Source organism: Brevibacillus migulae, from assembly GCF_004521915.1.
GTDB classification, from domain to species: domain Bacteria; phylum Bacillota; class Bacilli; order Brevibacillales; family Brevibacillaceae; genus Brevibacillus_F; species Brevibacillus_F migulae.
In genome coordinates this window covers 114,677-129,726 of the sequence record NZ_SDKD01000003.1, presented here as the reverse complement: position 1 = coordinate 129,726, position 15,050 = coordinate 114,677, and the positions used below count along the sequence as shown (strand labels likewise).

Below are 15,050 nucleotides of genomic sequence, written 5' to 3'. Positions count from 1 at the left end.
AGGGTTTTAAAAAATGATTGTATTAATGGTCATCATTTACTTTTTGAGAAATGTAAACCATCGTAAGCGTTACGAAGATGTATGCCTGGATGGAACCTACGAATACGGAGTAGCCCAGCCATACGAACAGCGGTACGGAACCGAAAACTCCTACTGACAGCAGGAATGCCAGCAATACCTCACCGGCGAAGATGTTACCGAATAGACGCAACGGAAGCGTCAATGGCTTAATGACAAAGTCCTCCAAGATGTGAATCGGGTTGAGGAAAGTGCCTTTAAACCATCCCCCTGGGCTCTTTTTAATTCCCAAATAATGAGCGTATAAAAGAACCATAAGGGCAAGTGTGAATGTAACGCTCGCAGTCGCTGTCGGAGATTTCCACCACGCCACTACAACACCGTGGTGTTCACCATGACCTGCATTTGCAAGCTCTTCGTGAACCTGATGCGCTTTTTCTTCAACCTGCTCAGGAGTACCTGAAACCGTCAGCATTTTAAAGAAATCTTCACTGACTTCTGTGTGGGCAGTGTTCACATTCAAAACAAGGCCCAACTGGTTTCCTAAAAAGATATACAGGAACAGGGTCAATCCAAGAGTCACAAACTTCGCGGCTTTTTTGGGCTCCATGAAGTTGTTGCTGATCCCTGTAACGAAGTCAACCACCCACTCCAATGCGTTCTGACCACCGCCTGGTACACCAGCCGTCAGTTTGCGAGACATCAAAACTGCCACCAATAGGACAATCAGCGATGTGACAACCATCATGATGATGGTAGGAATGTCAAATACCAAGCCCATCCACTCAACACGTGGAGAAAAATGATGCATGCTCTCTTTCACCCCTTTCTACCAATAAATAGTGTGCGCATTGCTGTGTGAAATTAGAAATACAACTGCAAAAATCTCTATTTTAAGGAGCGATACACAAAGTAAGAACCTACAGCTTGGAAAAGGAACAGACCAATGAGTACTCCTGACAAGGTGAAAAGCTGGGGATAACGAATGGTCAGGAACACAACAATGGCGACAGTCGCGAGACGCGATGTCATTCCAGTTCCACGAGGACGAACGGATGGATCTTCGCCCATCTTGCCAACTCGCCATGTTTTGCTGAGGAGAATAAGCCCGTTTAGAAGACTCCCCACCATTCCTAAAAGCAAGCTTTGCAGGAACAGATGGTACCCAGGCAACAAAGCCCAGAGAATCGCAGTGATAGCGATCCCTATGAATGTGTAGCGGAAGGTGCGTCGCATTGCCAGAGAAAACGTTTCCATCTTGGGTCTCCTAAAGGTACTTGCGGATAATACGGTATACACTGTAGACTCCAAGTCCTAAGCCTGCCAGCAAGCCTATCATCAGGAACAGCGGACTAGTTAGAAATTTGCCATCTATGTACTTGCCTAGCAGAACGCCCGCTACGATACAAATAGCAAGGTCGGCGCCTATCAGTGTCACAAGCGTAAATGCTTGCCAAGGATTGTCAAGTTTTGACAAGCTTGAAATCCCCCTTCTACATAAGGAGAGGGCAGGCGGCTGTAGCCCCTTGGCCCTCATTCATCTTATCGAAATTGTGTCGGCTTTGTCAACTTGACCCACCCACAATACACAAAGCGTTCACATTTTTTCTACAACTTTTCCACACTTATAGTTTCTCAATGATTGTCGCTACTCCCTGACCTCCGCCGATGCATAGAGTAGCAAGACCGTGATTTACATCACATCTTTTGTGCATCTCATGTAGTAAAGTAGTAAGAATGCGCGCTCCGCTGGCACCGATCGGATGTCCGAGCGCAATCGCTCCTCCGTTCACATTCAGCTTGTCGCGATTGAAGCCCAGTTCTTTTCCTACCGCAAGCGATTGGGCGGCAAAGGCTTCGTTTGCTTCAATCAGGTCAATCTGATCGAGTGTCAGGCCTGCTTTTTGAAGGGCACGCTTGGTTGCTGGCACAGGACCGATTCCCATCACTTTCGGATCCACTCCTCCGCTCGCATTCGCCACGATTCGCGCAAGCGGTTTGACACCCAGCTCATCTGCCTTCTCGCGTGACATGATCAAAAGTGCAGCCGCTCCATCATTGATGCCCGAAGCATTCCCCGCTGTGACAGAGCCGTCCTTTTTAAAGGCTGCTCGCAGCTTGCCCAGCGATTCTGCCGTCACACCGGCGCGCGGGAATTCGTCTACTTCGAACATGAGCGGATCTCCCTTTTTCTGCGGGATGCTTACTGGTACGATCTCGTCCGCAAAACGCCCCTCGGCAATGGCCTTCAATGCCTTTTCCTGACTCCACGCCGCAAATTCGTCTTGTTCTTCTCTTGTCAATCCATAATGATCACATAGATTCTCCGCAGTGATACCCATATGGTAGTCATTGAAGGCACACCAGAGACCATCGCGAATCATGGAATCTACCACTTTTTGATCGCCCATGCGGTAGCCGTTGCGAGCGCCTTCCAGCAGATAAGGAGCTTGGCTCATGTTTTCCATGCCGCCAGCAAGCACTATGTCGGAGTCTCCTGCCAGAATCGCTTGCGTTGCTAGATGTACAGCTTTCAAACCGGAGCCGCATACTTTGTTGATGGTCATCGCCGGCACCTCATGACCCAGGCCGGCTTGTATCGCTGCTTGACGGGCCGGGTTTTGTCCAAGCCCCGCTTGCAGGACGTTTCCCATGATCACTTCACCGACTAAATCCTTGGACACGCCTGCTTTTGCCAATGCAGCTTCCAATACGATGGCACCTAAACTGGTAGCGCTTACATTTGATAACGACCCTTGAAAGCTTCCGATAGCTGTGCGTACTGCGCTGACGATGACAACTTCTTTCTGACTCATTTGACCTTCTCCTCACTCTCATGATCAACTTTTTCCACTCATCTAATTCTTCTCTTTTATAAATTATTCCTGCAAGTGAGCGACTGTTCGTTCATTGGTTTATGCCTACATTGTGGTAGGGGAAGGGAAAAACGGGCGGAGCTGCGTTCTTGCCACACCCGCATGGGAGTGGGTACTGTCCGGTTCCGCTTGCAAAAACGGTACGTCGCGCAAAAGTTTCGAGGAAGCTTATTCATACGTAGAGGTTGCGCGACAAGCGTGTACCGTTTTTGCAAGCTCCACCTCTGTAGGTGTGTCTAAGACTCCGCCCGTCCCGTTTTTCTCCTCCTCTCGTAGCCATAGCCCCCCCAAAAAAATAAAAAAAGAGACCAGCAAATAGCTGATCTCTTCTATACAAAGCAATTAGTTTTTCTCCAAACTGCGATACAATGCAACCGCCGTCACCGCACGCGTCATCGGTTTGTTTGGCTCGAAGCGATTGTTTTGCGGGTCGATCAAGCCTAGCCCTGCCATGTTGTTGATGGATGATGCTGCCCATTGCGGCCAGCTTTTTTTGTCAGCAGGCGCTGTTTTGGGCGTTGCCTTTTTTTGCAGGACGCGGTCCAAAATCACCGCTGCCTCTGCCCTTGTCACCGTCTGATTCGGGCGGAAGGTTTTGTCAGCGTAGCCTTTGACCAAGCCCTTGGAAACGGCTACCTGCACGGATCCTTTCGCATAATCGGGGATCACGTCCTTGAAACTGACTTTCGGCTGTGCGGGCAGCTTCCAGTCAAAAGCGCGCCCGAGCAACGTGACGAATTGCGCTCTCGTCAGGGGAACCTCCGGACCAAAATGATAGGCATCCATTCCTTTTACCAATCCACGGTTCGCCAAGCTGGTGATTTCCGCTTGGGCCGGGTGATTGATGATGTCAACAAAGGCGACGCCGCTTGGTGCATCTAAGTAGTACGGGATATAGGTGCCGTAGGAGTTGATTTCGTACACCCAATTCCCTTTGGCGTCCACTTGCCCCATCAGCATATCCAGTGTATTGTTCACTTCATTCACATACATCAGACCAACACCCTTGCCATTCATCCACTTTTTCGGCGTCAAGGTAATGGTGACCGGATGAGTCGCCAGCTGATCTTGTTGGCCAGCTTGCAGCGCTACCGGCGTCAAGGTGAAAGAATAATCGGCAGGCACGTATCCCGGCATGGATTGGCCAGCCACTGATTTCACATCGATTCGCGCTTTTGCCAAAAATCCGGCTGTCTTTTGCAGCGAATATCCCATGTCCAGCTCTTGGCCCAAGGACAGAGTGCCCGGTGTTGCCGGAACAACCTCACGACCTGCCGGCTGAGTCGCTGCATTTTTCGGCAGCAGCAAGGACACTTCGTCAAAATAGAGAACCCCTTGCTCCTGGGTTGCCTGATCATCTGGACGATCAACGACATAAATGCTCTTCAGCTGCAATGGATATGTGACTCCACCTGGAACGAAGCCCTTCACTTGCTTCCAGCCGGTCCAGTTGATCTCTTTGGCCAGATCGACGTAGGTGAGCTTTCCTTTTGCGTCTACCACTTCAGCACGCAGCCAGTGATTGCTGCCATCGCCATTGACCCACAGGCCGATCCCGATCGGATTGCCGGGAATCGTTACCGGATTGGCACCGACGCGTCCATAGGCGATACGGACATCCGTCGTAGGTGCACCCGCAAAGTTATAGCTCAGCTGTGCGGATTTTTTCGTGCGATACACGAGATCGGCATCGCCGCTAACCGTTTTGAACGAACCGTAGGCACTGATCGATGCTGGATGTCCCACGTGATACATCGATGTTTGATTGTCAAAGGTGAGCCATGGCACCTCGATTTCCTGCCCGCTCATGACCGGTACGGTCGTGCTAACGCCATCATAGGAAACCGTAATATTTGCTGTTCCCGGTTGGTCGCCTGCAATCAGCTGCAGCTTATCGGAGTCGACCGTGATCGCATCGGAATCGCTCCAGACCTGCACGCTTTGTGGCGTAGCATTGATCGTCTGTCCTTTTTTCGTTTTCACTTTTACATCCAACGTGAGCGTCTGTCCAGGCACCATATTGATCGGGCTAGGAGAAACCACTACCTGGGCTACATCCTGTCCGGTAATCACATAAATGTCGCGACTCTGCGCGATCCCGTTGGATTCAGCCACAATCGAAGCGATGCCCGGTCTCGTTGCCGTGAAGACATTTCCTGCAAACGAGCCTGCTTCGGATTGCGCCGCCTGCCATTCGATGTCTGACGGATCGATTTTATACGGGAGATAATGAGTGTCCCACGCTTTCGTCGTAAATGTTGCGGTTTGACCCATCAGCATTTCGGTTGGCCCTGCGATTTGGAAGCCTGCCAGCTCTCCTGGAGGTGCCGTATTGTATACGGCCAGCCCCGTTGGCACGCGCCGCTCCGAACCTTCTTTTGGTTGGCTGACCAGCTTCGCCTCGGTTTCGCCCAACATACGAGCTGCATGTGTGGTCGAACCGCCTCCGTCGAGGTTAAGGGCGCGCCATGCTCCCAGCTCCACCATGATATCGGCCATTTCCTCCAGATAGACGGGTTTGGCTCCGTCTACCGTCACCATGTACAGCGTTTTACCGTCCTGGGAGATCCCCACTGCGGTTCGCGCATTAATTTGCTTCAGATAGCTGTCAACTTGGAAGGACGTCTTGGCAACCCCTTGGTCCACTAGCAGAATGCTTCCGCCTACCGCTTGCGCCCAGTCTGTCGTATTGGGCAAGGTCGCATAGCTTACCTGTGCGGTTGAGCCAACCGGGAAGTTCTGCTGCAGGAACACAGCCGCCGGTCCATTCCCCCAGAGCACGTATCCATCCTCGGGGATGGGTGCTCCCGGCTGATTGACGCGTACTTCCGTTGCTACATTGTTGCGGAATACAACTTCTACGGTATTATAGCCAGGAATTTGCCCCAAGCTAGTTTTTCCAAACTTCGGTGTATACAGGTTCATTTGGTTGAAATGGCTTTTGCGCCCTTCGCTCGGGTTGTATTCTTCCTTGTTTACCCCTTGCAATGGATAAGCTGCGCCATTTTGCGCCGTCACCTGTCCGGTAAAGCCGAACTTTTCAATCATCGCGGTCTTGTCGCCGGTTAGCCCAAGGCTGTACCAGTACGAGATCAAGCCCATGGAAGAGATCAGCTCTCTGTCCTTCATGACGATTCCAAAAGGTGCTCCCCGCTTCGACATATTAAAGAAATCCACGTTGATTGCGGCTACGGCTCCTGTTTCCTTTGCCATATTCGTAACGGACTGACGCTCCGTCAATTTCCCTTTGGTCCCGTACACCGGCTTTACTTCCACGTACGGATTGTTCAAATCCACTTTGGTGACCATGATTGAAATCTGTTGATTGGCATACGATTTATAATATTTTTGCAGCGTTGTTCCCTCGCCAATCGGCGTCTGCCACGAAAGAGCAAGAGCGCTGGTTTCCATGCGTGCTTCTGCAGACTGCGGGACGATCGGCAAAAATGCTCCCCACGCTAACACCGATGCGGTGATTAGCGACAATACCTTGCGCGCTTTCATGATGTATTACTCCTCTCCTACTAGCAACCTTTTCTATCTTCTCTCTGTCGAACCCATACTCTGATTAGACGTTTCTCGCAACTGGGAAGTTTCGCTATATTACGAATAAAGTTTTGGAAGCTGGTTTTTGATTGTGTGCAAACATGGTGGTGGGGGAAGGGAAGAGAGGGCGGAGCTGCGTTCTTGCCACACCCGCAAGGGAGTGGCGACTGTCCGGTTCCGCTTCCAAAAGCGGTACGTCGCGCAAAAAGGTTCGAAGAAGCGTATTCATACGTAGAGTTTGCGCGACAAGCGTGTACCGTTTTAGGAAGCTCCACCTCAGCAGGTGTGGCAAAGACTCCGCCCGTCCCTCTCTTCCCTTCCTCACGCAGCGATAACTCTAATCACCCACTTAAAAAGAGGAGGACAAAATATGGTCTATTGACCTTACCTTATCTAGCTAACAGACTGAAAAGCAGCTGCGAAGTAATCAATTTTCGCCAAAGCCTTCATGTCATTCGGAACAATCGATCACCAATGACAAAAGGCGCCCATAGGAACGCCCTTTCTCACTGATACAAATATTAGGCTTTCCCCGGTTCAAAAGCGGCCGGGCGCTCTGCCTTTTTGCCAAAATGATGAAGGATAGCAGCGACGATGCGCTCCGATGCTTTTCCATCTCCATATGGGTTTGCCGCTTTCGCCATGGCCTCGTAAGCAGAAGCATCCGTCAGCAATTCATGGGAAAGTCGGAATACGGTATCTTCGTCTGTGCCAGCGAGCTTCAGTGTCCCCGCTTCAATCCCTTCCGGACGCTCTGTGGTATCGCGCAGAACCAGCACCGGTACGCCGAGCGATGGCGCTTCCTCCTGTACACCGCCCGAATCGGTCAGGATCAGGTAGGCACGTCTGGCAAAATTGTGGAAGTCGAACGCGTCCAACGGCTCAATCAGATGGATCCGATTGTGGTTGCCCAGCACTTGTTCGGCCACTTCCTGCACCGCCGGATTCAGGTGCACCGGATAAACCACTGCGATATCTTCATGCTCCTCGACCAGTCGGCGAACAGCCCGGAAGATTCGGCGCATCGGCTCACCGAGGTTTTCCCTGCGGTGTGCGGTCATCAGCACCATGCGCTTGCCCGCAACCTTATCCAATACCGGATGCGTATAATCTGCACGAACAGTCGTCTGCAAAGCATCAATCGCCGTATTGCCGGTAATGTAAATCGCTTCTTCCGGCTTGTTTTCCCGTCTGAGGTTGTCAGCCGAGCCCTCTGTCGGCGCAAAATGGAGATCGGCCATCACGCCTGTCAGCTGGCGATTCATCTCTTCCGGAAACGGCGAATATTTATCCCAGGTACGCAGGCCCGCTTCGACGTGACCCACTGCGATCTGGTTATAAAAAGCAGCCAAACTCGCCACAAAGGTAGTCGTCGTATCGCCATGCACCAGCACGATGTCCGGTTTCGACTCCTTCATCACCCGATCCAAGCTTTCCAATGCACGTGTCGTGATCTGGATCAAAGTCTGGCGATCCTTCATGATATTCAGATCGATGTCCGGTTCAATCTGGAAAATGTCCAGGACTTGATCAAGCATTTGGCGATGCTGTGCGGTTACACAGACAATCGGCTCGATGGTCTCCGGGTGCTTCTTCAGTTCATGAACGAGCGGCGCCATTTTAATGGCTTCCGGTCTTGTCCCAAATACGGTCATTACTTTCAGCTTACTCATCATTTCACCTACTTCGTTCCAAACAAGCGATCGCCCGCATCTCCCAAGCCGGGAACGATATAGCCGTGGTCGTTTAATTTTTCATCAACCGCTGCAACATAAATATCTACATCCGGATGGTCGTCTTGAATCACTTTGATGCCTTCTGGTGCTGCGACCAGACACATGAGCTTCAAGTTTTTGGCCCCGCGTTGTTTCAATGCGCTAATCGCTGCAGATGCGGATCCGCCCGTTGCCAGCATCGGGTCGATGACAATCAGATCGCGCTCCTCGATGTCGGTTGGCAGTTTCACATAGTATTCGACCGGCTGCAGCGTTTCCGGATCACGATATAATCCAACGTGTCCTACCTTGGCAGCCGGGATCAAGTCCAGAATCCCGTCAACCATGCCAAGTCCTGCGCGCAGAATCGGAATCAACCCTACCTTTTTGCCGGAAATCACGCGTGCTTTGCATTGCGCGACCGGCGTATCGATCACTACGTCCTCCAATGGCAGGTCCCGCGTAATCTCATAGGCCATCAGCGTTGCCACTTCATTGACAAGCTCGCGAAACTCTTTCGTACCCGTATTCTTGTCACGAATAAAGGTTAATTTATGTTGAATCAAAGGATGGTCAAACACGTATACACGGCTCATTGTAATCCCTCCGTTTTTCCGCTTCCATGCATCCTTTTTATAATATAGGAGGACTTTACCAACGTCAATTTACAGAAATATTAGAAATGGTGTGGGGGGGAGAGCATGTTTCGAAACTCCGCTTCATTCTTCGCCCCACTGAGAAGTGGGCACTGTCCGCTCCGCAGCAAATCGCGGGGGTCCGCAAAAGTGGCAGCCGCTACGGAGCTCGGGCAGGTTGCGGCCCTTTTGCCCGCGATTTCCTGCTCCGCTGGGTCAGGGCTTCGCAGGCGCTCCGTTTCGAAACATGCTCGCCAGCTGTGTAGAAAATGTTTAAAGTATGAACAAAGAAGTGTTAAAAACAGAAAAAGCAGACCAACTCAGCGTGGTCTGCTTATCCATTAGAGCTAATAATTAGATTTCCAATCCTTCATACATCGGGAAGCGAGCGCACAGAGCAGCTACGCGTGTGCGAGCTTCTTCGTGTTTGCTGGCATCCTCAGGATTTTTCAGCGTCAGCGCGATGATGGAAGCTACCTCTTTCATCGCTGCTTCATCAAATCCGCGAGTGGTTACCGCAGGGGTTCCCATGCGTACGCCGCTAGTGACGAATGGGCTTTCTGGATCAAATGGGATCGTGTTTTTATTCGTTGTGATATTCACTTCATCCAGGAGATGCTCCGCTACTTTACCAGTCAGGCCGAGGTTGCGTACATCTACGAGGACGAGGTGGTTGTCGGTACCGCCGGATACGAGTGTCAATCCTTCTGCTTGCAGTGCTTCCGCAAACGCGTGGGCGTTATTGATAATGTTTTGCGCGTATTGCTTGAATTCAGGCTGGAGCAATTCACCGAAAGCGACTGCTTTTGCCGCAATCACGTGCATCAATGGACCGCCTTGTACCCCTGGGAAGATCGCTTTGTCGATCGCTTTTGCGAATTCTTCCTTGCACAGGATCAGACCGCCGCGTGGACCGCGCAGTGTTTTATGCGTAGTGGAAGTCACAAAGTGTGCGTACGGCACTGGATTTGGATGCAAGCCCGCTGCTACCAGACCAGCAATATGAGCCATATCGACCATGAAATAAGCGCCGACTTCATCAGCGATTTCACGGAATTTGGCAAAGTCGATGGTGCGCGGATATGCGCTCGCTCCAGCTACGATCAGTTTTGGCTTATGCTCCAATGCTTTCGCGCGGACATCATCGTAATTGATGCGGTGCGTTTCTTGATCCACACCGTATTCAACAAAGTTATAAAGAAGTCCGGAGAAGTTGACCGGGCTGCCGTGCGTCAAGTGGCCGCCGTGGGAGAGGTTCATCCCGAGAACGGTATCCCCTGGCTGCAGGATCGCCAGATAAACACCCATATTCGCTTGTGCGCCGGAGTGCGGCTGCACATTGGCATGCTCTGCGCCAAAGACTTCCTTGATGCGATCACGGGCAATGTTTTCCGCGATATCGACGTACTCACAGCCGCCATAGTAACGGCGTCCCGGATAGCCTTCCGCATATTTGTTGGTCAATACAGTCCCCATGGCTTCCATCACAGCACGGCTGACAAAGTTTTCGGAGGCGATCAATTCAATCTTATCACGCTGTCTGCCCAGCTCAAGGTTGATCGCTTCAGCAACCTGTGGATCTTGCTTACGCAAAAATTCTAACATCTCCAACTCTCCTCGCTTCTATGTAAATGTTAGGTACAACTGCTGTTGGGTTCGCTGCGTTCATAGACGGCACGCGCTCCACCGATCAGCTTCGGACGGGTCCGGGCTGCGGTGACATGCGCTTCGCCTATTTGCCGCTGGCTTGGCCGTATAGGGACGGCCACTGCCCGCAGATGCATGCCGATTAACGTGTTGCCGATATCGATACCAGCGTGGGCTTTGATGCTTTCCACCACGACTGGGGAACCCATTTGGGTAAAGGCATGGGCTGCCATCGAGCCGCCTGCTGTCGGGACGGGGATCACGCTGACTTCTTCCAGGTTGAACCGTTCCATTGTCTCCCGTTCCACGACCAAAGCGCGATTCAGGTGTTCACAGCATTGAAAGGCCAGTGAAAATCCACGGCTTTGGCGAACCCTTTCCATCGCTTGATACAGGGCAGCTGCCACTTCCTTGCTGCCTGCTTTGCCAATATGTTTCCCAAGGACTTCACTTGTACTGCAGCCGATCACCAGGATTTGACCGGGCTTGAGCTCGGCCATGTCCGCTACTTCAGACAGGATCGCTTCTGCTTGCTGTTCCAAGTGCTCGAGTTTCAACTTACTTCACTCCCAAGTGCTTGGCTTCAATCTCCATCACTTTTTCCACACGTCTCGCATGGCGACCGCCTTGGAATTCCGTCTCCAACCAGATTTTCACAATGTCCAACGCGAGTCCAGGACCGATGACACGCTCCCCCATTGCCAGAACGTTTGTATCATTGTGCTCACGGGTTGCTTTGGCAGTGAAGCTGTCATGGACCAACGCGCAGCGGATTCCGGCAACCTTGTTGGCTGCGATCGACATCCCTACGCCTGTCCCACAGATCAGGATCCCCCGGTCAAACTCACCGGCAGCTACCTTTTGTGCTACAGGCAGCGCATAATCGGGATAATCCACCGAATCCGCACAGGAGCAACCGAAGTCCTCCACCTCAATATGTTGTGATTCCAGCCACTTCTTGATTTCGTCTTTCAGTCTAAAGCCACCATGATCTGCGGCAAGTGCGACTTTCATGTATGTCTCCTCCGCTTCCTCGCAATTCTTTTAGTATTATACCTCATTTTTCCGAATGATAACAGATTGATTCTTGCGAAATAACGTGTAAATCCGTACATTTATGTGGCTAGTGCGTATTTTTGTCAATAATTTGCCTAATTAAATGAAGAAAAAGGTCCTGGATACTATCCAGCACCTATACGTTTGCTTAACGATTGGCTTGTTGTTCTGCCGCGATCTTGCTGTGCAGCTTTTCCAATGCCTCGTCGATCTCGTTGGCACATCTTTGATATGTATCGAGGCCGCCGCCAAATGGATCGCCGATATCCTTGCTGCCGTTGCCTACAAACTCATGCAGGGCGAAGGTTTTTTCCACCGCATTCGGAAAAAAGGTGTGGATCAGTTCCTTATGGTGAAGAGTCATCGTCAAGATCAGGTCCGCCCAGGAGACCAACTCGTCATGCAGCTTTTGCGATTGATGCTCAGGCAAAATTCCACGATCGCGCAATACTTGCTGCGCATGCTGCGAGGCTGGTTGCCCGTCATAGGCCGCCACCCCTGCTGACTTGACCTCAATGTCATGGCCCGCCACTTTGGCTCGGAATAACGCTTCCGCCATCGGGCTTCGGCAGGTATTCCCTGTGCACACAAAGAGTATTCGACGCATCGAGCATCCACCTCCGTATCCTTTTCCCTATACTAAAACATAAACTTCAAACCAAAGGCAAACAGGATAATGCCTCCCAGCACTTCGCTATACTCTCCCAACCATCCGCCTACGCTTCGGCCCAAGAGCAGACCGAGCCCGGTTAATAGCGTTCCCATCAAGCCAAAAAGACACACCGCGAGAACCTGATTGACATCCAGTAAACCAAAGGAAAAACCAACTGTCAATGCATCTACGCTCACGCTGAACGCAAACAAAAATAAACCAAGGGCATGGGTGTGCAGAATGCTCCGTTCATTCGAGCGAAACCCGCTCCACAGCATATGTATGCCAATGACCATCAGGACGGACCCGCCGATCAATACGGCAATATCCCCAATTAAATCCGACAGATACAGCCCGATGAAAATACCTACCAGCGGCATCCCGATATGAAACAGCCCTATCGTGACACTAACTTTGATCACATCTCGCATACGAATGCCGACCATGCCGATGCCGACGCTCAAAGAGAAAGCATCCATTCCCAGAGCGAAAGCAACGATCAGTAATGTCAAAAACTGCCCCCATTCGAACAGTCCGATATCCAAGCTCTCTCCCCCCTGTCACTTCACCATATGCGGACAAGAGGGGAAACATGTATCAAACGGAAATGATCCGGCCGCCTGCGGCTTTTTCCAACCGGTTCATGACGGCCATCCCCAATCCTTGCTTAGGGAATGTTTCGCCCACCATGTATTGGATGCCCAGATCATCAAACTCACGCAGCCGTGCGTACAGAAGCTGCGCAATGCTGCTCGGATCTTGACGGGAGCCGCAGCTCAGCACGGCGTCGACCAGGCCATTTTTGCGCCAAGCGCCGATGGTTTCGTCTGTCGCCAGAACGCCCGTCGACAAACCGTTTGCTTTTGCCTCCCTGATCAGTTCTTCCATCTTCTTTTGTGCCTGTTCCGGACTGCCATCCACAAGCCACAGCTCTCCTTGTGGGGCATAGTGTGTATATTTCATACCGGGTGAGCGAGGAACGTGCTCAGCCTTTGCTTCAAAAGCCGGATCAATGGCGACGTCACCCAGTACTTCATGCAGTTGCTCCCGCGTAATACCTCCGGGGCGCAGGATCATCGGAGGAGAAACCGTCAGATCCAGCACGGTCGACTCCACTCCCACCCCTGTTTCCCCGCCATCCAGGATCGCGGCAATCCGCCCATCCAGATCTTGGCGGACGTGTTCAGCCATCGTGGGACTCGGACGGCCGGAGCGATTGGCACTCGGCGCCGCAATCGGCACTCTGGCTGCCCTGATCAACGCCAACGCCAATGGATGATCGGGCATCCGCACTCCGACCGTATCCAGCTTGGTGACTTGCGTAGCGATTTTCTCCGCTTTCGGCAACAAGAGCGTAAGCGGTCCCGGCCAAAAACGTTCGATCAACGGATAAGCCATCTCCGGAACTTCTCGTGCCACCTCATGCAGTTGATCCATATCCCCGATGTGCACGATCAGCGGATTATCACTCGGCCTCCCTTTTGCGTGGTAAATTTTCTCCACTGCCTCATCGGAAAAGGCATTCGCTCCAAGGCCGTACACGGTCTCTGTAGGAAAGGCGACCAGCTCTCCCTCCCTTATCAAATGGGCAGCATCCACAACTTGTGAACAACTCTCCAAATCTTCCACATTTTTATCCACATTCCATAGCTTTGTTTCCACAATCCTGTCCATCTGCGTTAATCCTTTCTATCCGAACAAATATCAACGGTTTGTCTACCTAGTATAGAATCAGCCTAAAAAGTTTTCAACAGGCTGTGGGTAACTTGTGAATAACTTAGTGAAGATGTACACACAAAGACGCTATTCGATTGGTTTCGACTAGAAAGATTGGTTGAACTGCGAATTTTGTCGAATGCAATCCGCATTTTTTCCCATTAAAAAACTGCCTGTAAAATGGTACAGGCAGGAGGGGAACATTTTTAAAACCAGGCCGCAAGCCGATCGAGAAGGTAAAATCGCACTTCTACCGCCGGCGCGGATGGGGTAATGGCTGCTACTTGGGCTTCTGCAGAATTATCCACAGCTACATCCACATGTTCAGCTTGATCGATGAATCGCTGTTCCTTCCATTGGAGAAAACGAGCGCGTTTTTCATAAGCTTCCCCAGACTCGGGAGCGGATTCGGTACTTTCTTCAACAGGCTCCACGATTTGCTCAGGCTGAGCTTCACTGGATGGTTGGGTTTCTGCAATCTCCGGTGCAATCACTTCAGCTGTGGCGATTGGAAGGGCTTGTGCTGCAGTTGGAGTCTCCTCTTTTCTTTCCCTCGCCTGCACGGCATCTCCATTTGACATGTCGATAAAGCAGAGCGGCGGAAAAAGTACGCACCACCAATTTTGTCCCTTTGCCTCGCCAATGCGCACACGCAGCGCTTGGTAATTGCCGGCAGGATAGATATAAGAGCCGTATTGCTTGGTAGGAAACGGCACTTGTCCAAAATCAACCTGTGCCGTGTAAGAAAATCCTCGGTCACGAATGGTCTTTTCCACCAGAGCCTCCAGCTCGGGGAGCTTCTTTTCCACCAATCCTACGGCGTCTTCATACCGTTCGATCGAGGTTACCCAGGTGTTCATCTGCTTCACAATTTCATCACGGACCTCACGTTTTAGCCATTGGTCCTGTATAGAATCGCTGTTGGCGATAATACGCAGTCTTATGGATTGCTGGGGAATTGGCCCTTGGTCTACCAGATTGGCCTGTGCCTTTTGGCCTTCCCAGCTCATCAGTGCAATTGTCAATGCAAACACGATCAACAGAATCCGTTTCATTTTTCTATCTCCCCTCAAGCATCTGACTCTTTTTCTAACTCTCTCTCTAGTTGTCAGTATGGGCAAAGGGGGAGCAGCTTATACCTGACGCTTTGAAATATTTTGAATCAAACGGTAAAAGGCAAAAAAACCGC

Annotated in this window: 14 protein-coding genes; all 14 read right to left on the bottom strand. The window is 51.3% G+C overall.

Features of this window, described 5'->3' with window-relative positions:
* Positions 1–22: 22 nt before the first annotated feature.
* Positions 23–829, bottom strand: a complete 807-nt coding sequence (atpB, locus tag EIZ37_RS04725; RefSeq protein WP_134683421.1) for a F0F1 ATP synthase subunit A — start codon at positions 827–829, stop codon at positions 23–25.
* A gap of 77 nt (positions 830–906) precedes the next feature.
* The gene (locus tag EIZ37_RS04720; protein ID WP_134683420.1) at positions 907–1,275 is read right to left on the bottom strand and encodes an ATP synthase subunit I; all 369 of its coding nucleotides are present in this window, start codon (positions 1,273–1,275) and stop codon (positions 907–909) included.
* 10 nt (positions 1,276–1,285) lie between these two features.
* Positions 1,286–1,495: an AtpZ/AtpI family protein gene (locus EIZ37_RS04715; RefSeq protein ID WP_134683419.1), complete on the bottom strand. Its 210-nt coding sequence runs from the start codon at positions 1,493–1,495 to the stop codon at positions 1,286–1,288.
* 148 nt (positions 1,496–1,643) lie between these two features.
* Complete coding sequence (locus tag EIZ37_RS04710; protein WP_134683418.1) at positions 1,644–2,834, bottom strand: acetyl-CoA C-acetyltransferase; 1,191 nt, start codon at positions 2,832–2,834, stop codon at positions 1,644–1,646.
* Positions 2,835–3,236: 402 nt separating this feature from the next.
* Positions 3,237–6,398, bottom strand: a complete 3,162-nt coding sequence (locus EIZ37_RS04705; protein WP_134683417.1) for a phosphodiester glycosidase family protein — start codon at positions 6,396–6,398, stop codon at positions 3,237–3,239.
* Positions 6,399–6,961: 563 nt separating this feature from the next.
* Complete coding sequence (gene wecB, locus EIZ37_RS04700) at positions 6,962–8,116, bottom strand: non-hydrolyzing UDP-N-acetylglucosamine 2-epimerase (protein WP_205683781.1); 1,155 nt, start codon at positions 8,114–8,116, stop codon at positions 6,962–6,964.
* A gap of 5 nt (positions 8,117–8,121) precedes the next feature.
* Positions 8,122–8,751: a uracil phosphoribosyltransferase gene (gene upp, locus EIZ37_RS04695; protein WP_134683415.1), complete on the bottom strand. Its 630-nt coding sequence runs from the start codon at positions 8,749–8,751 to the stop codon at positions 8,122–8,124.
* Positions 8,752–9,144: 393 nt separating this feature from the next.
* On the bottom strand, positions 9,145–10,395 hold the full coding sequence (locus EIZ37_RS04690) for a serine hydroxymethyltransferase (RefSeq protein WP_134683414.1): 1,251 nt from the start codon (positions 10,393–10,395) through the stop codon (positions 9,145–9,147).
* 29 nt (positions 10,396–10,424) lie between these two features.
* Entirely contained in the window at positions 10,425–10,994 is a 570-nt protein-coding gene (locus EIZ37_RS04685; protein WP_134683413.1) for a TIGR01440 family protein, read from the bottom strand.
* 1 nt (position 10,995) lies between these two features.
* Positions 10,996–11,451, bottom strand: a complete 456-nt coding sequence (gene rpiB, locus EIZ37_RS04680) for a ribose 5-phosphate isomerase B (protein ID WP_134683412.1) — start codon at positions 11,449–11,451, stop codon at positions 10,996–10,998.
* A 190-nt stretch (positions 11,452–11,641) separates the two neighbouring features.
* Positions 11,642–12,100: a low molecular weight protein arginine phosphatase gene (locus EIZ37_RS04675; RefSeq protein WP_134683411.1), complete on the bottom strand. Its 459-nt coding sequence runs from the start codon at positions 12,098–12,100 to the stop codon at positions 11,642–11,644.
* 32 nt (positions 12,101–12,132) lie between these two features.
* A complete protein-coding gene (locus tag EIZ37_RS04670) occupies positions 12,133–12,690 on the bottom strand; it encodes a manganese efflux pump MntP (protein ID WP_134683410.1) in 558 nt (185 codons plus the stop codon).
* 52 nt (positions 12,691–12,742) lie between these two features.
* Complete coding sequence (locus tag EIZ37_RS04665; RefSeq protein WP_134683409.1) at positions 12,743–13,819, bottom strand: L-threonylcarbamoyladenylate synthase; 1,077 nt, start codon at positions 13,817–13,819, stop codon at positions 12,743–12,745.
* A gap of 248 nt (positions 13,820–14,067) precedes the next feature.
* A complete protein-coding gene (gene spoIIR, locus EIZ37_RS04660; protein WP_134683408.1) occupies positions 14,068–14,916 on the bottom strand; it encodes a stage II sporulation protein R in 849 nt (282 codons plus the stop codon).
* Positions 14,917–15,050: the final 134 nt, after the last annotated feature.

Excerpts from the sequence above, each read along its gene's own strand:
- atpB (WP_134683421.1), bottom strand. The coding sequence starts at position 829 with ATGCATCATTTTTCTCCACGTGTTGAGTGGATGGGCTTGGTATTTGAC.
- EIZ37_RS04720 (WP_134683420.1), bottom strand. The coding sequence starts at position 1,275 with ATGGAAACGTTTTCTCTGGCAATGCGACGCACCTTCCGCTACACATTC.
- EIZ37_RS04710 (WP_134683418.1), bottom strand. The coding sequence starts at position 2,834 with ATGAGTCAGAAAGAAGTTGTCATCGTCAGCGCAGTACGCACAGCTATC.
- EIZ37_RS04705 (WP_134683417.1), bottom strand. The coding sequence starts at position 6,398 with ATGAAAGCGCGCAAGGTATTGTCGCTAATCACCGCATCGGTGTTAGCG.
- wecB (WP_205683781.1), bottom strand. The coding sequence starts at position 8,116 with ATGATGAGTAAGCTGAAAGTAATGACCGTATTTGGGACAAGACCGGAA.
- upp (WP_134683415.1), bottom strand. The coding sequence starts at position 8,751 with ATGAGCCGTGTATACGTGTTTGACCATCCTTTGATTCAACATAAATTA.
- EIZ37_RS04690 (WP_134683414.1), bottom strand. The coding sequence starts at position 10,395 with ATGTTAGAATTTTTGCGTAAGCAAGATCCACAGGTTGCTGAAGCGATC.
- rpiB (WP_134683412.1), bottom strand. The coding sequence starts at position 11,451 with ATGAAAGTCGCACTTGCCGCAGATCATGGTGGCTTTAGACTGAAAGAC.
- EIZ37_RS04675 (WP_134683411.1), bottom strand. The coding sequence starts at position 12,100 with ATGCGTCGAATACTCTTTGTGTGCACAGGGAATACCTGCCGAAGCCCG.
- EIZ37_RS04665 (WP_134683409.1), bottom strand. The coding sequence starts at position 13,819 with ATGGACAGGATTGTGGAAACAAAGCTATGGAATGTGGATAAAAATGTG.
- spoIIR (WP_134683408.1), bottom strand. The coding sequence starts at position 14,916 with ATGAAACGGATTCTGTTGATCGTGTTTGCATTGACAATTGCACTGATG.